This is a genomic window from Halomonas sp. YLB-10, from assembly GCF_003856855.1.
GTDB lineage: Bacteria > Pseudomonadota > Gammaproteobacteria > Pseudomonadales > Halomonadaceae > Halomonas > Halomonas litopenaei.
In genome coordinates this window covers 240,563-258,715 of sequence record NZ_RRCU01000004.1, presented here as the reverse complement: position 1 = coordinate 258,715, position 18,153 = coordinate 240,563, and the positions used below count along the sequence as shown (strand labels likewise).

20 protein-coding genes are annotated in these 18,153 nt (G+C 66.3%); 5 read left to right on the top strand and 15 right to left on the bottom strand.

Annotated features, from left to right (window positions below):
• Positions 1–31: 31 nt before the first annotated feature.
• Positions 32–772, bottom strand: coding sequence for a sigma-E factor negative regulatory protein (locus EBB56_RS11130; RefSeq protein WP_045993479.1), 741 nt, complete (start codon positions 770–772; stop codon positions 32–34).
• A 276-nt stretch (positions 773–1,048) separates the two neighbouring features.
• Positions 1,049–1,651: an RNA polymerase sigma factor RpoE gene (gene rpoE, locus EBB56_RS11125; protein WP_108447692.1), complete on the bottom strand. Its 603-nt coding sequence runs from the start codon at positions 1,649–1,651 to the stop codon at positions 1,049–1,051.
• Positions 1,652–1,952: 301 nt separating this feature from the next.
• Between rpoE and EBB56_RS11120 the strand changes: the two genes are divergently transcribed.
• Entirely contained in the window at positions 1,953–3,026 is a 1,074-nt protein-coding gene (locus EBB56_RS11120; RefSeq protein WP_045993477.1) for a 3-deoxy-7-phosphoheptulonate synthase, read from the top strand.
• A gap of 157 nt (positions 3,027–3,183) precedes the next feature.
• On the opposite strand, the gene dinG is transcribed toward EBB56_RS11120, so the two are convergent.
• Both dinG and rhlB read right to left on the bottom strand, forming a co-directional pair.
• A complete protein-coding gene (gene dinG / locus EBB56_RS11115; protein WP_124804379.1) occupies positions 3,184–5,331 on the bottom strand; it encodes an ATP-dependent DNA helicase DinG in 2,148 nt (715 codons plus the stop codon).
• A 102-nt stretch (positions 5,332–5,433) separates the two neighbouring features.
• Positions 5,434–6,708: an ATP-dependent RNA helicase RhlB gene (gene rhlB / locus EBB56_RS11110; protein WP_124804378.1), complete on the bottom strand. Its 1,275-nt coding sequence runs from the start codon at positions 6,706–6,708 to the stop codon at positions 5,434–5,436.
• A gap of 214 nt (positions 6,709–6,922) precedes the next feature.
• Between rhlB and EBB56_RS11105 the strand changes: the two genes are divergently transcribed.
• The 4 genes from EBB56_RS11105 to EBB56_RS11090 all read left to right on the top strand — a co-directional run bounded on the left by EBB56_RS11105 (position 6,923) and on the right by EBB56_RS11090 (position 8,996).
• Positions 6,923–7,186: a hypothetical protein gene (locus EBB56_RS11105; RefSeq protein ID WP_045993474.1), complete on the top strand. Its 264-nt coding sequence runs from the start codon at positions 6,923–6,925 to the stop codon at positions 7,184–7,186.
• Complete coding sequence (gene xthA / locus EBB56_RS11100; RefSeq protein WP_124804377.1) at positions 7,186–8,001, top strand: exodeoxyribonuclease III; 816 nt, start codon at positions 7,186–7,188, stop codon at positions 7,999–8,001. Before EBB56_RS11105 ends, xthA begins: the two co-directional genes overlap by 1 nt.
• Before the next feature lie 363 nt (positions 8,002–8,364).
• Positions 8,365–8,610 (top strand): AbrB family transcriptional regulator, encoded by a 246-nt coding sequence (locus tag EBB56_RS11095; protein ID WP_124804376.1) that lies wholly within the window; start codon positions 8,365–8,367, stop codon positions 8,608–8,610.
• Positions 8,611–8,789: 179 nt separating this feature from the next.
• Positions 8,790–8,996, top strand: coding sequence for a type II toxin-antitoxin system Phd/YefM family antitoxin (locus EBB56_RS11090; protein WP_260425335.1), 207 nt, complete (start codon positions 8,790–8,792; stop codon positions 8,994–8,996).
• A gap of 18 nt (positions 8,997–9,014) precedes the next feature.
• Here the strand turns inward: EBB56_RS11090 and EBB56_RS11085 are convergent, their stop codons facing one another.
• The 11 genes from EBB56_RS11085 to EBB56_RS11035 form a co-directional block, all read right to left on the bottom strand.
• Complete coding sequence (locus tag EBB56_RS11085; RefSeq protein WP_311767532.1) at positions 9,015–9,668, bottom strand: SCO family protein; 654 nt, start codon at positions 9,666–9,668, stop codon at positions 9,015–9,017.
• 135 nt (positions 9,669–9,803) lie between these two features.
• Positions 9,804–10,241 (bottom strand): copper chaperone PCu(A)C, encoded by a 438-nt coding sequence (locus tag EBB56_RS11080; RefSeq protein ID WP_124804374.1) that lies wholly within the window; start codon positions 10,239–10,241, stop codon positions 9,804–9,806.
• A gap of 100 nt (positions 10,242–10,341) precedes the next feature.
• Positions 10,342–10,677, bottom strand: a complete 336-nt coding sequence (locus EBB56_RS11075; RefSeq protein WP_045993471.1) for a hypothetical protein — start codon at positions 10,675–10,677, stop codon at positions 10,342–10,344.
• Positions 10,678–10,728: 51 nt separating this feature from the next.
• Positions 10,729–11,943: a lipopolysaccharide assembly protein LapB gene (locus tag EBB56_RS11070; protein WP_185696419.1), complete on the bottom strand. Its 1,215-nt coding sequence runs from the start codon at positions 11,941–11,943 to the stop codon at positions 10,729–10,731.
• Between the two features lie 33 nt (positions 11,944–11,976).
• Positions 11,977–12,798, bottom strand: a complete 822-nt coding sequence (locus tag EBB56_RS11065; RefSeq protein WP_108447688.1) for an energy transducer TonB — start codon at positions 12,796–12,798, stop codon at positions 11,977–11,979.
• The gene (locus tag EBB56_RS11060; RefSeq protein WP_045993419.1) at positions 12,795–13,205 is read right to left on the bottom strand and encodes a biopolymer transporter ExbD; all 411 of its coding nucleotides are present in this window, start codon (positions 13,203–13,205) and stop codon (positions 12,795–12,797) included. Before EBB56_RS11060 ends, EBB56_RS11065 begins: the two co-directional genes overlap by 4 nt.
• Positions 13,198–13,737 carry a MotA/TolQ/ExbB proton channel family protein gene (locus EBB56_RS11055; RefSeq protein ID WP_045993418.1) on the bottom strand — a complete coding sequence of 180 codons (540 nt, stop codon included), beginning with the start codon at positions 13,735–13,737 and terminating at the stop codon, positions 13,198–13,200. The genes EBB56_RS11060 and EBB56_RS11055 overlap by 8 nt, the downstream gene beginning before the upstream one ends.
• Entirely contained in the window at positions 13,715–15,181 is a 1,467-nt protein-coding gene (locus EBB56_RS11050; protein ID WP_260425334.1) for a MotA/TolQ/ExbB proton channel family protein, read from the bottom strand. Before EBB56_RS11050 ends, EBB56_RS11055 begins: the two co-directional genes overlap by 23 nt.
• On the bottom strand, positions 15,181–16,035 hold the full coding sequence (locus tag EBB56_RS11045) for a DUF3450 domain-containing protein (protein ID WP_124804373.1): 855 nt from the start codon (positions 16,033–16,035) through the stop codon (positions 15,181–15,183). Before EBB56_RS11045 ends, EBB56_RS11050 begins: the two co-directional genes overlap by 1 nt.
• 306 nt (positions 16,036–16,341) lie before the next feature.
• Entirely contained in the window at positions 16,342–17,268 is a 927-nt protein-coding gene (locus EBB56_RS11040) for an electron transfer flavoprotein subunit alpha/FixB family protein (RefSeq protein WP_045993417.1), read from the bottom strand.
• Positions 17,265–18,017, bottom strand: coding sequence for an electron transfer flavoprotein subunit beta/FixA family protein (locus EBB56_RS11035; RefSeq protein WP_124804372.1), 753 nt, complete (start codon positions 18,015–18,017; stop codon positions 17,265–17,267). Before EBB56_RS11035 ends, EBB56_RS11040 begins: the two co-directional genes overlap by 4 nt.
• Positions 18,018–18,153 lie beyond the last annotated feature (136 nt).

Below are 18,153 nucleotides of genomic sequence, written 5' to 3'. Positions count from 1 at the left end.
TCATTGCTATCTCGATGCCAGATCGATCACCTCAACGGGCTTCCGCCGGGGTGCTGCGCAGCATCGGCATCCAGTTGTCGGCACTGCTGAAGGCCGCCCCCTGGGCATGACGATCGAGGTACGACTGCAACAACTGGGCCTGCGCCTGGTCACTGACCCGCGACTGCTGGGCAGATGGCGACAGCATCATCGGCGAGGCCACCTGGGCGCCGACGGTCATCAGGCCATTGCTGGAGCCTGTGCCGGACTGAAACATCGGCAGATCCATCAGCGAAGGCCGAGACGCCGCTACGCTGGCGAGCTCTGCACCTGGCACGGCGGACGCTGTCTGTGCTGCGCCGCTATTTACGCCGCCGCTTACGCCACCCGCAGCCCCGCTGCTGGCCACACCGGCACCGGAACCGTCGATGGAGCCATCGAAGGCGCCGTTGTAGAACTGAACCCCGCTGATCACCATCAACGAGACCGCCGCGGCAATACCGGCACCGCGTGCGAGCCCCATTCCGCCGCGTTTGGCGACCGCGCCGTCGGCGGGAGCCTCCATCTGCGGCGCAGGCTCATCCTCGAGGCGAGCCAGGATACCGGCGGACAGATCCACCGAGGGGTCACTATCGGTCTCGCGGCGCAGCGCGGCACGCATCAAATGGTAACGACGCCAGCTCTCGGCGCTGTCCTGGTCGCTCTCGAGCGACTTCAGCACTCGACGCAATTCCAGCTCGTCACCTTCATTGTCCATCAGGGCTGAAAGCGATTCCCGTGCGTTCAGACTCATTCTCCACACCTCATTTCGACGAAGCGTCGCGCCTCCAGCTCCATAGACCACCGGAGATGCGCCAGGTTCCGCCACCGATTCTCGGTTACTCGCCACCGGCTCGAGCGCCAGGTGACGACCGTCGTTGATTATTGCATCGGGCCGGTCACTGGGTAAGACGCCCAATCTGGCGAACAGTTCATCCCAATTTGAAAAAAATGGGGAATTCGGCAACAAAAGGGGTCGCCCTGCCTCACCCCTGCGCCCACGACCAGCTCGCAGGCTCGCGATAGCGAATCAGGAAAGTGACTCGGCGTTTCGCGAGGTCGTCATCAGCGGCTGAATATGTTGATCCACCGCCTCCCTGGCGCGAAAGATGCGCGAGCGCACGGTACCCACCGGGCACTGCATGACCTGGGCGATGTCTTCATAGGAAAGACCATCGAGTTCGCGCAGGGTGATGGCGGTGCGCAGGTCATCGGGAAGATTCTCGATCGCCTCGAATACCGCCGCCTCGAGCTGGTCCCTGGCGATGGACGCCTCCGGTGTCTCGATATCGGCCAGCCGGCCACTCATGTCGACGATCTCGGCGTCATTGATATCCAGATCGCTGCCCGGCGGACGACGCCCGCGGGACACTAGATGATTCTTGGCGGTGTTGATGGCGATGCGGTACATCCAGGTATAGAAGGCGCTCTCGGCGCGAAACTTGCCAAGCGCCCGGTAAGCCTTGATGAAGGCTTCCTGGGCCACGTCCTGCACCTCGGCATGGTCGCTGATATAGCGGCCGATCAGGCCCAGAATCTTGTGCTGGTACTTCTTGACCAGAAGGTCAAAGGCTCGGGTATCGCCCTTCTGCGCGCGTGCCACCAGCTGCTGGTCCGTTTCCTTGGGCGTCATGTCTCTCCTCCCCGACGATGTCGGGCTGACGACGCCGGACCCTCGGTCTGGCCCTTGGCAACAGGGTGCCACCTTTCGCCTGTCGGCGATGTATAGGTCATGGGTCTCGTCATGATAAAAGGCACAAGTGTTCCTGTTTCCTTGGCTCGCATCAAGCGTTCTCTAAGTGCATCTCTCGACGCCGCTCCGACATCGGGTGCGCGACAAGGTTCCCTCAGGCGATTGAATTTACCCCTCCCTCAAGGGATAGTAGAGCCACGCAGAAACGTCAGCGCTGACACGATACACACAGGTAGACCTCATGTCCGACAAGCAGGTGAACAACCTCAACGTCCTGGCCCAGGATGTTCTCGTCACTCCTGAGCAGTTGAAGCAGGAAATTCCTCTTTCTCCCGAGGCCGAGGCCACGGTGATCGAGGGCCGCAAGACCGTGCAGAACATCCTCGACGGCACCGATCCCAGGCTGCTGATGGTGGTGGGCCCCTGCTCGATCCACGATGTGGACGCCGCGCTGGACTACGCTCGTCGCCTGCGCCGCCTGGCCGACGAGGTGAAGGACAGCCTGTACATCGTGATGCGCGTCTACTTCGAGAAGCCGCGCACCACCGTGGGCTGGAAGGGCCTGATCAACGACCCCCACCTGAACGGCTCCTTCGAGATCGAGGAAGGCCTGCACATCGCCCGTCGCCTGCTGGTGGAGCTCTCCGAGCTGGGCCTGCCGCTGGCCACCGAGGCACTCGACCCGATCTCGCCCCAGTATCTGCAGGACTGCATCAGCTGGTCGGCCATCGGCGCCCGCACCACCGAGTCCCAGACCCACCGCGAGATGTCCTCCGGCCTGTCATGCCCGGTGGGCTTCAAGAACGGCACCGACGGCAGCCTCGACGTGGCCGTCAATGCGCTGCAGTCGGTCGCTCACCCGCACAACTTCCTGGGCATCGACCAGCAGGGCCAGGTGGCGATCATCCGCACCCGTGGCAACGCCTATGCTCACGTGGTGCTGCGCGGGGGTAACGGCAAGCCGAACTACGACAGCGTGAGCGTAGCGCTGGCCGAGCAGGAGCTGAAGAAGGCCGGGGTCAAGCCCAACATCATGATCGACTGCTCCCACGCCAACTCCAACAAGGACGCCGCCCTGCAGCCGCTGGTGCTCGACAACGTCACCCACCAGATTCTCGACGGCAACCGTTCGATCATCGGCCTGATGGTCGAGTCCAACATCGGCTGGGGCAACCAGAAGATCACCGAGGACCTGAGCGAAATGGCCTACGGCGTCTCCGTGACCGACGCCTGCATCGACTGGGACACCACCGTGGAGGCCTTCCGCAGCATGAACGAACGCCTGGCCCCGGAGCTGGCAAAGCGGGTGAATTGATTCGTCCCTGGTGCGGGACAAGGGGCTGAAAGGTCCCGGTGCCAGGCGCCAGCGACGCCTGCAGAAGCAACGCCCACGACAGCAAAGAGCCCGCCAAGTTGGCGGGCTCTTTGCTTTTGACGGGCATATCACGCCTGCTCGCGAGGCGCGGCTTCCCTCAGCCGCCCTGGCTTACACCGTCGATCTCGCGCACGAAGGGCGGTAATGCGTCGAGTAGCGCGCGGCCGTAGCGACGGGTCAGCACGCGGCGATCCAGCAAGGTGATGCGGCCACGGTCGGCCTCCTTGCGGATCAACCGGCCACAGGCCTGGACCAGCTTGATCGAGGCATCCGGCACGCTGATGCGCATGAACGGGTTGCCGCCCTGGCTCTCGATCCATTCCGCCAGCGTCGCTCCCACCGGGTCGTCCGGCACGGCGAACGGCAGCCGCGTGATCACCACGTGGGTCAGGTAGTCGCCGGGCAGGTCGATGCCCTCCGCGAAGCTCGCCAGACCGAACAGGATGCTGCCCTCGCCGGCGTCGATACGCTGGCGATGGCGGCTGACCAGCTCACGCTTGGGCAGACGGTCCTGGGCCAGCACTCGCTCTCGACGCTCCCGCGACAGGGCCTTCTCCACCCCGCGCAGCTGGGCCCGGGACGAGAACAGCACCAGCACCGCTTCCTTGTCGTCGAGAGCCTGGACGAAGTCGACGATGGCCCGCTCGTGGCCGTCACGGTCGGCGGGGTCCACCGCCTCCCGGGGCACGCTGAGCACCGCTCGGGAATAGTCGAAGGGACTCGGCAGACGCTGGTAGCGATAGCGGTTGGCCAGCCCCGCCCTCTCCTGCAGGCGCTCGAAACGGCCCAGGGCGGTCAGGGTGGCCGAGGTCACCACGGCGCCGTGACAGCGCCCCCACAACGAACGCGCCAGGGTGTGGGCGGCAGATACCGGACTGGCCGAGAAGATCAGCTCCGGCTCGCCCTGGAAGCGCTCCAGGGTCAGCCAGCGTGCCCGCGGCGGCGCGTCCGCCGGATCGCCCTCGGCAAAGGCCTGCCACAGGGCGTGGGCCTCCAGCGCCCGGCCGTGCAGCAGCGCCAGCAGCGGCAGCCAGGCCTCGGCCTGCTCCCGGGCAAGGCCGGTGGACTTCTCCGGGTCCAGGCTCTCGCGCAGGATGTCGGTCATCGACTCGAGCAGACGGCAGAGCTCGGCGAAGGGCACCACCAGCGCCTCGGCCTGGGCCCGCAGGGCCTCGGGCACACGCCCCATCTCGAAGCGGTGCTGAGCACCGTCCTCGTCGTCGTTGAGCCCATGGGGCCGCTCGGCCAGCTGGTGGCCCAGCGCAAACACCTCGCCCAGGCGTGGCTCCAGCGCTTCCATCGCGGTGGGCAGCGCGCCCAGCAGTCGCGCCAGGGTCGGCTGCACGCCCAGGGCCGTATTCAGCTCGGTCAGCGAGCCCCTGAGGTTTCTCAGCCAGCGCAGCCCGCCGCCCACGCTGAAGCGATGGGTAAAGTGGGAGATCGCCTTGTCCGGCAGGTGGTGGCCCTCGTCGAAGACGTAGATACAGTCGGCAGGGTCGGGCAGCACCAGGCCGCCGCCGAGCGCCAGATCCGCCAGCACCAGATCATGGTTGGCGACGATGACGTCGGCCTGATCCAGGTCGCGCCGAGCACGAAAGAAGGCACAGGCACCGAAGTGCCCGCAGCGGCGATTGGTGCACTGGCGGTGATCCACCGTCAGTCGCCGCCAATGGCTATCGTCGATGGCTTCGCCCCAGCTATCGCGATCCCCTTCCCAGCGACCGTTGCCGTAGGCATCCCCCATGGCGGCCACCAGCGCCTTGAAGTCATCGCCGGTGGCGGCGTCCAGGCTCTGCTCGAACAGCGACAGGGTCGGGTTTTCCTCGGCGCCGTCCATGGCCGCGTCGAGCTTGGCCACGCACACATAGCGCCCGCGCCCCTTGGCCAGGGCAAAGTCGAAGGACAGTCCGCTGTGGGCCTTCAGCGACGGCAGGTCCTGGTGCAGCACCTGCTCCTGCAGCGCCACCGTGGCGGTGGCCAGCACCAGGCGCTTGCCGCGCGCCTTGGCCACCGGCAACGCCGCCAGCAGGTAGGCCAGGGTCTTGCCGGTACCTGTGCCCGCCTCCAGCACGCAGACGTGCTCATCGCTCACCCGCTTGCCATCCTCGTCGGTCTCGATGCCGGCCAGGGTGCGGGAGATCTCGGCGATCATCAGCCGCTGGCCGTAGCGCGGGGTCAGCTCCAGCGCCTCCAGCACCCGACGATAGGCGCTTTGAATCTCGCTCTTGAGGGCGTCGTCTAGCATGGCGGGTCCACGACAATTGAAAAAAAGGACAAGGGGGAGAGACGCAAAGGGCCGGCGCTGGGCCGGCCCTGACTGCGTACAAGCGTCAAACGCCTGACGGGCTTACAGAAGCCCTTCCGGCGGATGCTCGCAGGGCAGCTTATCGCCGATGAAGCGCTCGATCTCGGGCAGCGAGAAGGCGTCTTCTTCACCCACGAAGCTGATCGACACGCCCTTGGCGCCGGCACGGCCGGTGCGCCCGATGCGGTGGACGTAGTCCTCCGGATCCTCGGGCAGGGTGTAGTTGATCACGTGGCTGACGTCCTCGATATGGATGCCACGGCCGGCCACGTCGGTGGCCACCAGCACCTGAATCTCGCCCTCGCGGAACTGCTCCAGGGTGCGGATGCGCTGGTTCTGCGGCACATCGCCGGACAGCATGGCCACATTGATGTCGGCCTTCTTCAGCAGGTCCAGCAGCTTGCGCACCAGATCGCGGCGATTGCCGAACACCATCACCCGGTCGAACGACTCCTGCTGCAGCAGGTTGACCAGCAGTCGCTGCTTGTCTTCGTCGCCCACCATGTACACCCGCTGATCGATATCGGCGGCGTTATCCACGGTGACCGCGATCTCGACGTGGGCCGGCTGATGGGTCCACTGGCTGGCCAGGTTGAGGATGTCCTCGGTGAAGGTCGCGGAGAACAGGAAGGTCTGCCGCTCTTCGGTCTTCGGCGTGTAGCGGATGATGCGCTTGACGTCGGGAATGAAGCCCATCGACAGCATGCGATCGGCCTCGTCCAGCACCAACACCTCGACCTGACCGAGGTCGATGTCTCGCTTCTGCTGGAAGTCCAGAAGGCGGCCCGGAGTGGCCACCAGGATATCGACGTTGCCGGCAAGCCCCTCGCGCTGCTTCTGGTAGTCCATGCCACCGACGACGCTGGTCACCTTGAGCGAGGTGAAGCGCGCCAGGGCCTTGGCGTCCTTCTCGATCTGCAAGGCAAGCTCGCGGGTCGGCGCCACGATCAGTGCGCGCGGCGTCCCCGGCTTCTGGCCATCCGGCACCTCCTCCTCGAGGAAGTAGGCCATCATGGAAATCAGGAAGGCGGCGGTCTTGCCGGTACCGGTCTGGGCCTTGCCCACCACGTCTCCACCCATCAGGGTGTGGGTGAGGGCCTCGGCCTGAATCGGCGTGCAGTACTCGAACCCGAGCGCATGGATGGCGCGCATCAGCGGCAGCGGCAGATCGAAGTCGTGGAACCGCCACTTGCCCGCCACGGCGGGCACCTGAAACTGGCGCAGATCCCAGTTGGACTGGCGGCGCCTCGGCTTGCGGCGACGACGCTTGGGCTTGCGGCTCTCGGCCGGTGCGGTGGTCTGTTCCGACTCGCTCATAGGCTGTGCTGTGTGTCCGTCTCGAAGAGAAGTTGAAGGAAAGCGGAAAGCGTCGAGGCAACGGCACAGGGCCCCCTCGAGTTTCCTCAAGCCGGGTATTGTACCAGCGTCTGGCCGTTTGGGCTTGCCCGATGCGCATCGAATCGTGTCTAGCGGCTGTCCTGGCGGCCCCGCACTGATAGAATGTGCCCATTGAATACAGGAGCCCCGCGTCATGACACGCCGCAAGAAGACCCGTTCCCTGGCCGACAAGGTGACCATCCGTACCGGTCGGCGCAAGGACTACAAGCAGTGGCGCCACGAAAATCCCGATGAGGTCACCTCATCACGGCGCTTCTCCGCCAAGAAGCGCCAGCAGCGCAAGGCCCAGGCCGCACGCCGGCTGGAGCGCATGCGCGCCGCCCCGTCGATCGAGATTCACCCCGAAGGCAAGGGGCCGGACAGCAGTAACAGCGACAGCAACAAGGGAGAGCAGTAATGCGCCTGGTGTGCTTCAACATCAACGGCATCCGCGCACGCCTGCACCAGCTCGAGGCGCTGATCGCCTCCCACCAGCCCGACCTGATCGGTTTGCAGGAAACCAAGGTCCAGGACAGTGAATTCCCCCGCGAGGCGGTGGAAGCCATGGGCTACCAGGTGCACTTCCATGGCCAGAAGGGTCACTACGGCGTCGCCATGCTGACCCGCGAGGCCCCGGAGGAGGTTCGCTATGGCTTTCCCGACAACGGTGAAGACGCCCAGCGCCGCATGATCGGCGTGCGTCTGCGCGCCGCCGACGGCGAGCCTGTATGGGTCTACAACGGCTATTTCCCCCAGGGCGAGAACATCGAGCACCCGACCAAGTTTCCCCACAAGCGCGCCTTCTACGCCCAGCTCCAGCGCCTGCTCGACGAGGACCACTCCCCCAGCGAACGCCTGGCCGTGATGGGCGACTTCAACATCTCGCCCGCCGACATCGATATCGGCATCGGCGAGGCCAGCCGCAAACGCTGGCTGCGCGAAGGCAAGACCAGCTTTCAGCCGATCGAGCGCGAATGGCTGGATGGCATCAAGGCCTGGGGCCTCGAGGACAGCTATCGCCGCCTCTACCCCGAGGTGGACGATCGCTTCAGCTGGTTCGACTATCGCTCGAAGGGCTTCGATCGCGAACCCAAGCGGGGCCTTCGCATCGACCATATCCTGACCACGGCATCGCTGTCCGAGCGCGTCACCGACGCCGGCATCGACTACGACCTGCGCGCCATGGAAAAGCCCTCGGACCACGCCCCGGTGTGGACCGAACTGGATCTTTAGCGCCACCCTCCCCGTCTCGACACCCGAACAGCAACAAGGGCCGCCCACCGGCCGGCCCTTGTGTTCAAACCCGAGGCTTGAACCAGCGCCCTGAACCAGCACCAGCGGTCGCTTGATCCAAGGACCCTCGTTTGCTGATATCGCTGGTATCGTCTAATGCACCTCTCCTGATGCCCCTCCTGCACAAGCCAGCTCTCGAACCGACCGATCCCTTCGCCACCGTTCACTTCTGTCGAAACCGCCGTTCACACTAGCGGTCCGCCAGGTGCCCCTTGGCTTGCGCCATAAAGCAAGGTATCTGCTTTGCAGTGGCCTGCAAGGAGACTACCGTTGCCCAGGTAGCGCACATGCAGGAGGTGCAACATGCGTACCGTGAAAATCATCCAGAACGGCAAGAAGCAGAACGGCAAGAAGCAGACCATCGAGCTTCCCGCCGACATGACCTATGAAGGTCTTGGGGAACTGGCGATCACCAAGGAAGGAGACGTGATCACGCTGCGCCCCGTTCGGCCATCCTGGCGCTCCCTGCGCGACCTGCCGAGGGCCGACGAGGATCTCCTGCAAGAGAGGCCCAGCGTTATCGTCGATGAAGACAGATTTCATCTGTAACGGGCCTAGCGCCGATCGAGAACCGATCGAGAACCGCTTGAGAGCCGATTGAGAACCGATCGAGAGCCGCCCGAGAGATGGTCGAGAACCCATCGCGACGCCGAGCTTGCTCACGACAAGGCCGAAGGGGCGACCCGATGAAGAAAATGGTATCGAAGTCCCACTTCAAGACGCACGCGATGCACATCCTTCGCCAGGTGGAAACCACCGGAGACTCGGTCATCGTCACCGACGAGCGCGGACACCCTGGCGTCGAGATGCGTCGCTACTGTCCCGACGATGCCGCCGTTCTTGCCGACCTCGAGCAATTGCGGGGCAGCGTCCTTCGCTACGATACGCCCTTCGACCCGGCGGTGGACGCCGACGACTGGGAAGCGATGCGCTGATCCGCTGTCGACGCTCGCCTACCCCTTCTCCACCAGCCTTCGGATGTCTGCGGCGATGGAGTCCACCGGGTCGGTGTCACGCATCAACAGACGGGCGTCGCCGCCAGAATCGAAGGCGAAGATGGCGCTGGAATGATCGACGTCGTAGCTGCCGTCGGCCTCGGGTTCGCCTAGACGATAGCTGACGCGGTAGCGGTTGGTGACCGCGTCGAGGGCCGCCTTGTCGCCGGTCAGGCCGATAAAGCGCGGCCCAAAGGCTTCGGTATAGGCGTCGAGCACCTCGGGGCTGTCGCGCTCGGGATCCACCGAGACGAACAGCACCCGGACGGCGTCGCGGGTGGGCTCGTCGAGTTCCCGAATCGCCGCTGACAGCCGCGCCAGCGCGGTGGGACAGACGTCCGGGCAGTGGGTGAAGCCAAAGTAGACCAGTGTCGTCTTGCCGGCGTAGTCACCCTCATCGACCTGCTGGCCGTTCTCGTCGATCAGTTCGAAGTCCAGCGCCGGCATGGCGTCGGAGATGTCGGTGCCACGCCAGTTGACGTCCTCGCAGCCGGCAAGGGCAAACAGCGTAGCCGTCAGCAGCAGTGCCGCACCAGCCCTGGCGAATGCCTGGCTCGCACCAGCTCCCCTTCTCTGCACCTTGCCATTGCCGCCGGTCCTGCCCTGTCGCATTGCCAACCTCGTAGCTTTCATTTCATGGGCCGTTGACTGGGCTCTACTTTGCAGCCCCTGCTCCCGACACCGTTCTCTCGACATCACTTTGCCGACCTAACTGTCTCAGCTGTCTAAGCTGTCTCAAGACCGTCGTTACAGCGCCGCCGGCGAGACCACCTCGAAGGTCGTCTCGACGCGCTCGTCCCCTTCGAGGATCAGGCGGACCTCGACTTCATCGCCAACGTTCAGCGACTGTTGCGGCTTCATGAACATCAGGTGATAACCCTGGGGGGCGAACTCGCGGGTCTCGCCGGGGGGCACTTCGAAGCGCTCGACGCCGTGCATCATGGCCATGCCGTCTTCCTCCATGCTCATGTGCAGCTCCACCGAGGCGTAGGCGTCGGTCTCTGCTCCGACCACCGCTGCCGGCTCGTCGCCCGCATTGTAGAGCTTGAAGTAACCGGCGCCAGGGCGGTCGCCGGGCAGCATGCGCAGCCTTGCGTCGCTGATCTCTAGCTCGGCGGCAAGCACCGGGGTAGTCGCCAGCAGCGACAGCAATCCGGCAACCAGGGTGCCCTTGAACATGCGCATGAAAACGTCTCCTTGAGAAAGTGCCGGCACGAGCCTGTGTCGACGAAGGTGGGTCAGTCGTCAACCGCCAACCAACACCGGTCACCGTCGATGGAAACCATCAGCACAGCGCCGACAGGCCACAGTGGGTATTGAAACGACGGGAGTTGACGTCCAGCTCCACCTCGCCGCTCTGGGTATCAAGATAGAAGGAGGCAAAGCCTTCGTCAGATGCCAGGCGATAGGAGCCGCACACGCCATAGCCGTAGCGCACCTCCTGCAAGTTGGCGAGCTCGATCGGTGCCGAGGTCTGAAGGGACGCCGCCAGGGCGGCGCGCGCGTCATCGTCCAGACGGCTGTCGGACATCGCCTGGGAGCCAAAGATGGCCGCCCCGAGCAGCACCACGGCCACCGCGGGAACGATGACCAGCAATATAAGGCTTCTGGAATTCTTCATGGGGCGAATTCTACGCTGAGGGTCATTTTTGCCACAAGGCAGCGAGCCGCCTCAGCCAGCGCCCTCATCGGAGGGTCGAGGTGAATCCGTGGCGCCAGCGCCAGGTTCAGCGGCCGCGCCCTGCCCCGTCTGCGAGCCCGCGGACAGCGCGCCCAGCCAGGTTTTCGCCTCGTCTTCGCCCTTGGCGAGTGCGCGGTTCAATGCCTCGCGCGCGGTCTGCTCGCGGCCCCAGCCTGCGGCAATCTGTCCCAACCGGAGCCAGTCCGAGCCAGCGTCGGAACGCTCGGCAAGAGTCTGCCAGGCGTGCAGCGCCTGGTCATGGTCGCGAGCCTGAAACCAGGCCTCGGCCAGCAACCGGCGACGTTGCTCGCTATCCTCGAGGACGCCTTCCGCCAGCGCCCGTTCGAGCAGCTCGGCGGCGCGTGCGGGGGTACCGGCGGCCAGGTGGAGCTCGATGCGACGTTCAAGGTCATCGTTGCCGGACAGGGCGCCCTGACGCCAGCCGGCCTCCCACAGCGCCGCGGCCCGGACCGGATCACCCAGGCGCTGGGCCATGGCCGCGGCCCGGCGCCAGGCATCGGCATCAGCAGGATCGGTGGCAAGCCGCGCCTCCAGGGCCGCCAGGGCCTGATCGAGACGACCGCTCTTGTGCATCACGCCACCGGCGAAATCGAGCCGCGCCTGACTCGGCTGCGGGTCCGCCGCCTTGGCCCGTTCGACCCCATCGGCGGCGGCCTCCCAGTCCTCGTCGGCGGCCGCCAGCTCGGCCAGGGTCCAAAGTGCCTCGACATCCTCGTGGCGTAACAGCCAGTCCTCCAGCAGCGCCCGCGCCTGCTGACGTTGCTGCGCCTGGATGCGCTGTTCAATCTCCTGGCGCAGCCAGCGATCTCGCTGGGCCTGCTCGACCCCATCGATCCGGCGGGCGCTGGCCAGGTGATCGGCCGCCTCCTCGGGCCGGTTCTGGGCCGACGCCGCCCCGGCGGCAAGCTGCAGGTAGAGCGCCCTGGCCCAGCGGTCCGAGGCGTTGCCTCCGGTGAGCCGCTCGGCCTGGCTCTCGGCCTTGGCCTCGACCCCTGCCGGGTCGTCGGCCAGGCGCTGCTCGAGGCCCTTGAGGTCGGCGATGATGCCACCGGACAGGGTCGGCGCGGCGCTTGCCGCAGGACTTGCCAGCGCGCCGGCCAGACCCGCCATCAGGCCCAGCGCCAAGGCGGCACCAGTGCCTTGCAGGTAGCGCCCCAGCGGGGTGGTCTTCAACAGTACTGCCATGGCGATCGACCCCTTGTGTGGCTATCTCGACATCTATCTCAACTGGAACTCGAGTCGTTGACGCGCCCGCCGAAGCCCTGACGCCGCCTCGAAGCGCCAGCCGGCGATGGCCTGACGCGCAGCGTCCTCGAATACCCGGCGGGGGCTGGCCTCGAGTACCTGAATGCTGCCGCGATCGACGCTGCCGTCGGCGCGGATGATAAATTGCATCACCACATAGCCCTCGAGCCCACGACGCTGGGCCCGGCGCGGGTACTCCGGCGGCACCTTGCGCGTGGCCCGGGCCGAGGTGCCCACGTCCACCGGCTCGTTGGAGGCAGGCGCGGCGGCGCCGGCCCCCGCCGCACTGGCGCTGCCCGTGTTGCTGGTCGCATTGGTGGCCACGCTGGGCGCTGGCGTTGGCTGTGGTGCGGGCTCGGGCTGCGGTGCGGGCTCGGGCTGCGGTGCGGGCTCAGGCTGCGGCGTCGGCTCCGGCCGGGGTTTCGGTTCGGGCTCAGGTTCAGGTTCTGGCGGCGTCTCGGTCAGCTCCGGCAAGGCGCTGTCCAGCGCCTTGGGCTCTCGTGGCGGCGGTACCACCTCGGGGTCCGGCAACTGGATCTCGCTGACAGCGGTCTGGGCCGGGCTCGGCGGCGGCGGCGCGGCGGCCACCGGCGGTGGAGGTGGCGGCGCCGATGCCGAAGCAGCGGAGGCCTCCGCCGGGGCCTCGGCCTGGGGCGCCACCGCCTCGGCCAGGCTCAGAGTGATTTCCTCGCGCAGCTCAGGCTCGGCCTCCGGTGGCACCACCAGCAGCGCCAGCAGGGCGAACAGTACCAGGGTCAGCAGGCTACCCGCCGCCAGAGAGACCACTCGCCTCATGCGTCGGAGCTCCTTTCGGCGGCGACGGCAACCTTTTCGACACCGGCGTCGCGCAGCCGGTCCATGGTCTCGATCAGCACCCCGGTGGCGGCGTTGCGATCGGCCTGGATCACCACCGAGCCATCCTCGGAGAGCATGCCGGCGACGGTGGTGCCGACGCGATGGATGTCCACCGGCTCACCGTCCACCCACAAGGCGCCTTCCGGTGTGATCGCCACCAGCACCTGGACGTCGGGACGGGAAGAGGCGGCGCTGGACTCGGGCCGCTCGATCTCTACCCCGCTCTCCTTGATGAAGCTGGTGGTCACGATGAAGAAGATCAGCATGATGAAGACCACGTCCAGCATCGGGGTCAGGTTGACCTCGCTGGCCTCTTCGGCGCCGGCGGACAGTCGACGTCTACGCATGTGCATCCTCCGCGGCGCGGGCAAGGCGGTCGTGCAGCCGCTGATCCTCGCGCCGAATGATATGTTCAAGCCGTGTAATGAACAGAAGCCCCACCACCGACACCGCCATCCCGGTCAGGGTCGGCAAGGTGGCCCGGGCGACGCCGTCGGCCATGGCGCGGGCCTGGTTGCTGTCGGCCATGGACAGGCTGTCGAATACCGTGATCATGCCGGTCACGGTGCCGAGCAGCCCGAGCAGCGGGCAGATCACGACCAAAAGCTTCAACCAGGGCAAGGGGCCACGCAGGCGCCTGATCAGCTCCGTTACCCAGACCTCGCGCAGGGTGCGGGCACTCCAGCTCTGGTGGTCGGGCCGCTCGACCCAGCGGCGCATCAGTTCGGCCCGGGCCGGGCGATAGTGGAAGCGAAAGAACCACCAGCGCTCGAGCCCCACCGAGAACAGCAGCATGGCCACCACGGCGATCACCACCAGCACCGGCCCGCCGGCGTCGATCAGCCGGACGAGGGGATCAAGCCAGGGGTGCATCGGCATGGCGCCTGCTTCCTTGCTTTGCGTCGGTGGCCGGCTGCAGCGCCTTGCGATCGGCTTCCAGACGGTCGGCCAGCACCGCGCTGGCGCGGCCTTCCATGGTGCCGATCAGGGCGCGCGAGCGTGACGACATGGCGGTATGGGCGAACAGCAGCGGTACCGCGGTGATCAGGCCCAGCACCGTGGTCACCAGCGCCTGACTGATACCGCCGGCCATCAACTGGGGATCGCCGGTGCCGAACACCGTGATCGACTGGAAGGTCACGATCATGCCGGTCACCGTGCCCAGCAGGCCCAGCAGCGGCGCCACCGCAGCGAGCATCTTGACCAGTGCCTGGCCGCGCTCGAGACGCGGCTGCTCGGCCAGCATCGACTCGTCCAGACGTGCCTCCAGGGCTTCGGGAGCATGGCCTGCACCAAAGGCGTGGAAGCGCTGAAGCACCCGGCCCAGGGGGTTGTCATTGGACAGCTCATCCATGTTGGCGAGCTGGCGACGGGTGGTCATGCTGACCCGCAGCAGGTACAGATACTGGCCAAGGGCGATCAAAAGGCCCAGGGCGCCCAGGGCGACCACCACATAGCCGACCGCGCCGCCCTGATGGAAGCGCTCGAGCAGCGTGGGCTGGCGCGACAGCGCCTCGATCACCCGTCCGTCGGCAGGATCCACCGGCAGCAGCTGGCCATCGCCTGACTGATAAGCGTCGAGCACAGCGCCGACGCGCTCCGGGGTGTGTTCGAGGGCGGAGAGCCGCCCTTCTTCGCCGACCCGCTCGAGCAACTGGCCGCCGCCAAAGGCCATCAGGTCACCCACACGGGTCACCTGACGTGGCGCGACCTCACCGCTGCCTGCGGCCACCGGCGCCTCGAATCGACGCACCAGCCCGGTCTCGGCGGTCAGCCCCATCAGGCTGTCGGCCAGGGTCTCGATCTGGGCGACGGTCAGGATGGCGTCGTCGTCCAGCCGCGGCGGCAAATCGACGTCGGCGCCCAGGGTCAGCAGGCTCTGGCCGAGATCGTCTCTCAGTTCACCACTGGTGCCGGCCACCGCGCTGAACACCGCGTTGAGGTCGCCGCCCTCGGCATCACGCTGTGCACCGATCTCGTCCAGCGCCTGACGCGCCTCGGCCATCTCGGCCTCCAGACGCTCACGCTCTTCCCGGGCGGCGTCACGACGGGCCTCGGCCTCCTCGAGCGCGGCCGACAGCGCGTCACTGTCCTCCACCAGCTCGGCCAACCTCGCCTGATCACGCGCCTCGGCGGCCTCTCGCTCCAGCTTGAAGCTCGACAGTACGCTGTCGCTATCGCTGTCCTGCTGGGCCATGGCGGCAGGCGCAACGGCGGCCAGCAGCGCGGTCACGGCGGCACCCAGCACCAGCCTGCGGGCGAGGCCCTTGCCCATCGAGTTGTGCCGGTTCAGCGACACCGGGAAATCCGTCAAAGACACCATCAGGAACGCTCCTCGATCGGTTGGGTCAGCGGCAGCGTCAGCAGTTCCGGTGCACGCTGGTCACGCACGATCTGCAGGCCCTTCTCCACCTGGTCGCGCTCGGCAGCGGACAGCGACTGCCAATCTCCGTCGTTCCATACGCCACCGTTCTGGCCATCCGGGGTCAGGTAGTACCAGCCCACGCGTCCCAGTCGCAGGAAGTCGACCTCGCGGGTCTGATCTCCCTCTTCCAGGGTGCCGCGCCAGGCATCGAGATCGCGCCCATAGTCGAGCTCGGCACGCCAGGCCGCCAGCACCCGCTCGAGCTTCTCGGCTGCGGTCAGCTCGGGGTTGGCCAGGGAGGCCTCGAGCGACGCCACCCGGGCCTTGCGCTCGCCATGGAGGAATGGCACGTCCTGATCGACCCAGGCGTCGAGGCGGCGGGTCATGTCGTTCAACAGGCCCGGCAGGGCGTCGCGGGTCTCGGCCATGGTCGCCATGCCCTGACTGCGCTGCTCGAGGGTCGCCTTGAGCTGCTCGAGCTGGGGGGCCAGCGCCTGGTTGTAGGACTGAAGCCGCTGGGCCTCCTGCTCGGCCTGGCGCAGCGCCTCGATACGCTGACGCACCTCGTCGTCGGCCTGGTCGATCCGCGCCTGCAGCTCGGCCTGGGTGGTCTGTGCCGCCAGGGCCTCATCGCCGAGATTGTCCGCCGTGTTCTGTGCCTGGGCTACCCCGCTGTGCCCCAGCGCCAGCGCCAGCGCACAGGAGACGCCCAGCAGGCTGTTCCTTGCCGCTGCGCCAGCCGTCACCACATCGCTGGGGCTAGCCTGTGATGGCCCGGCGACGGGCCGCCCGTTGATCTGCTTGTTCGCCATTCCAAGGCCTCCGACCTGCTCTCGCGCCGCCTTGGGGCGCCGCGTCAAATGCCACGACAGTACCCGAAACACGAATTGTTATCAATGCGAGCAAGGTGCCTCTACCCCGAGTTCATCGCTGTCAACACCTCTCGGGCAAGCGCATCGACGCCCCTGCCCGACAGCGGATCGGCACGCCTGGCGAGGGGTTGGCGGCCATGCACATCGATGCCAGACACCCACCAATAAAAACGCCGTGGCGTTGGCCGCCACGGCGTTTGTCAGCGTTGCCGGCCTTGCCGGCACAGCCGTTTCTACATCTTGCACTCAGAGCTTGCTGTCGAGTTCCGGAATGGCCTCGAACAGATCGGCCACCAGGCCGTAGTCGGCGACCTGGAAGATCGGCGCCTCCTCGTCCTTGTTGATGGCAACGATGACCTTGGAGTCCTTCATCCCGGCCAGGTGCTGGATGGCACCGGAGATGCCCACGGCGATGTACAGGTCCGGCGCCACGATCTTGCCGGTCTGGCCGACCTGCATGTCGTTGGGCACGAAGCCGGCATCCACCGCCGCACGAGACGCACCGATGGCGGCGCCCAGCTTGTCGGCGATGTTGTCGAGGATCTTGAAGTTCTCGCCGCTGCCCATGCCGCGACCACCGGAGATGACCACTCGGGCAGCCCCCAGCTCGGGACGATCGCTCTTGGCCAGCTCTTCACCGACGAAGCTCGACAGGCTGTTGTCGATGCTCGCCTCGACCGGTTCGATGGCGGCGGAGCCACCCTGGCCGACGGCGTCGAAGGCGGTGGAACGCACAGTGATGACCTTGAGCGCGTCCTCGCTCTGGACGGTGGCGATGGCGTTGCCGGCGTAGATCGGACGCTTGAAGGTGTCGGCGCTCTCCACCGCGATGATCTCGGAGATCTGGGCCACATCCTTCAGTGCCGCCAGGCGCGGCAGCACGTTCTTGCCGGTGGTGGAGGCGGCCGCCAGCACATGGCTATAGTCGTCGGCCAGGGCCACCAGCAGGTCGGCGGTGGGCTCGGCCAGCAGGTGAGCGAAGGTCTCGCTGTCGGCGACACGCACCTTGCTGACACCATCCAGCTTGGCGGCGGCCTCGGCCACGGCGGCTACGTCCTGACCGGCGACCAGCACGTCGATATCACCACCGATAGCCTGGGCGGCGGCCACCACGTGGGCGGTGGCGTCGGCCAGCTGGCCGTCGTGGTGTTCTGCCAGAACCAGAATGCTCATGAAATCACCTTCGCTTCATTCTTCAGTTTGTCCACCAGCTCGTCCACCGAGCCCACCTTGACGCCACCCTGGCGCTCGGCCGGCGGCTCGACCTTGACCAGCTTGAGACGGCTGGCCACCTCGACGCCCAGATCGGCCGGGGTCATCACGTCCATCGGCTTCTTCTTGGCCTTCATGATGTCAGGCAGCTTGGCGTAGCGCGGCTCGTTCAGGCGCAGGTCGGTAGTAACCACCGCCGGCAGCTTCAGCGACACCGTCTGCAGGCCGCCATCGATCTCGCGGATGACCTTGAGGGTCTCGCCTTCGACTTCCACCTCGGAGGCGAAGGTGCCCTGGGCCATGCCGGTCAGCGCGGCAAGCATCTGGCCGGTCTGGTTGTTGTCGGAGTCGATCGCCTGCTTGCCGAGGATGACCAGCTGCGGCGCTTCCTTCTCGACCACCTTGGCCAGTGCCTTGGCCGCGCCCAGCGATTCAACGCGCTCGTCGCTCTCGACGTGGATGGCGCGATCGGCCCCCAGCGCCAGGGCCGTGCGCAGCTGTTCCTGCGCCGCCTTCGGCCCCACGGTCACCGCCACCACCTCGGTCGCCACGCCCTTCTCCTTCAAGCGCACCGCCTCTTCCACGGAGATTTCGCAGAAGGGATTCATGGCCATCTTGACGTTGGTCAAGTCAACGTCGCTGCCATCCGGCTTGACCCGGATCTTGACGTTGTAGTCGATGACGCGTTTGACCGCGACGAGTACTTTCATGTTGTCCTCGCTTGGTTCATCTGGGGAACCTTGAATGTAAGGAAGGAACCATCAACACGTTGGCGGTGACGGGCACCGCATCGATTTACGCATCGCGTGTCCCGAGAGGACACCACGATTGAGAACTTTTCGCTAT

Coding starts and splice junctions, on each gene's coding strand:
- EBB56_RS11090 (WP_260425335.1), top strand. CDS start 8,790: ATGCACATCCTTCGCCAGGTGGAAACCACCGGAGACTCGGTCATCGTC.
- EBB56_RS11060 (WP_045993419.1), bottom strand. CDS start 13,205: ATGCGTAGACGTCGACTGTCCGCCGGCGCCGAAGAGGCCAGCGAGGTC.
- rpoE (WP_108447692.1), bottom strand. CDS start 1,651: ATGACGCCCAAGGAAACGGACCAGCAGCTGGTGGCACGCGCGCAGAAG.
- EBB56_RS11105 (WP_045993474.1), top strand. CDS start 6,923: ATGACACGCCGCAAGAAGACCCGTTCCCTGGCCGACAAGGTGACCATC.
- EBB56_RS11045 (WP_124804373.1), bottom strand. CDS start 16,035: ATGGCGAACAAGCAGATCAACGGGCGGCCCGTCGCCGGGCCATCACAG.
- EBB56_RS11050 (WP_260425334.1), bottom strand. CDS start 15,181: ATGGTGTCTTTGACGGATTTCCCGGTGTCGCTGAACCGGCACAACTCG.
- dinG (WP_124804379.1), bottom strand. CDS start 5,331: ATGCTAGACGACGCCCTCAAGAGCGAGATTCAAAGCGCCTATCGTCGG.
- rhlB (WP_124804378.1), bottom strand. CDS start 6,708: ATGAGCGAGTCGGAACAGACCACCGCACCGGCCGAGAGCCGCAAGCCC.
- EBB56_RS11120 (WP_045993477.1), top strand. CDS start 1,953: ATGTCCGACAAGCAGGTGAACAACCTCAACGTCCTGGCCCAGGATGTT.
- EBB56_RS11065 (WP_108447688.1), bottom strand. CDS start 12,798: ATGAGGCGAGTGGTCTCTCTGGCGGCGGGTAGCCTGCTGACCCTGGTA.
- EBB56_RS11075 (WP_045993471.1), bottom strand. CDS start 10,677: ATGAAGAATTCCAGAAGCCTTATATTGCTGGTCATCGTTCCCGCGGTG.
- EBB56_RS11035 (WP_124804372.1), bottom strand. CDS start 18,017: ATGAAAGTACTCGTCGCGGTCAAACGCGTCATCGACTACAACGTCAAG.
- EBB56_RS11130 (WP_045993479.1), bottom strand. CDS start 772: ATGAGTCTGAACGCACGGGAATCGCTTTCAGCCCTGATGGACAATGAA.
- xthA (WP_124804377.1), top strand. CDS start 7,186: ATGCGCCTGGTGTGCTTCAACATCAACGGCATCCGCGCACGCCTGCAC.
- EBB56_RS11085 (WP_311767532.1), bottom strand. CDS start 9,668: ATGCGACAGGGCAGGACCGGCGGCAATGGCAAGGTGCAGAGAAGGGGA.
- EBB56_RS11095 (WP_124804376.1), top strand. CDS start 8,365: ATGCGTACCGTGAAAATCATCCAGAACGGCAAGAAGCAGAACGGCAAG.
- EBB56_RS11070 (WP_185696419.1), bottom strand. CDS start 11,943: ATGGCAGTACTGTTGAAGACCACCCCGCTGGGGCGCTACCTGCAAGGC.
- EBB56_RS11040 (WP_045993417.1), bottom strand. CDS start 17,268: ATGAGCATTCTGGTTCTGGCAGAACACCACGACGGCCAGCTGGCCGAC.
- EBB56_RS11080 (WP_124804374.1), bottom strand. CDS start 10,241: ATGCGCATGTTCAAGGGCACCCTGGTTGCCGGATTGCTGTCGCTGCTG.
- EBB56_RS11055 (WP_045993418.1), bottom strand. CDS start 13,737: ATGCCGATGCACCCCTGGCTTGATCCCCTCGTCCGGCTGATCGACGCC.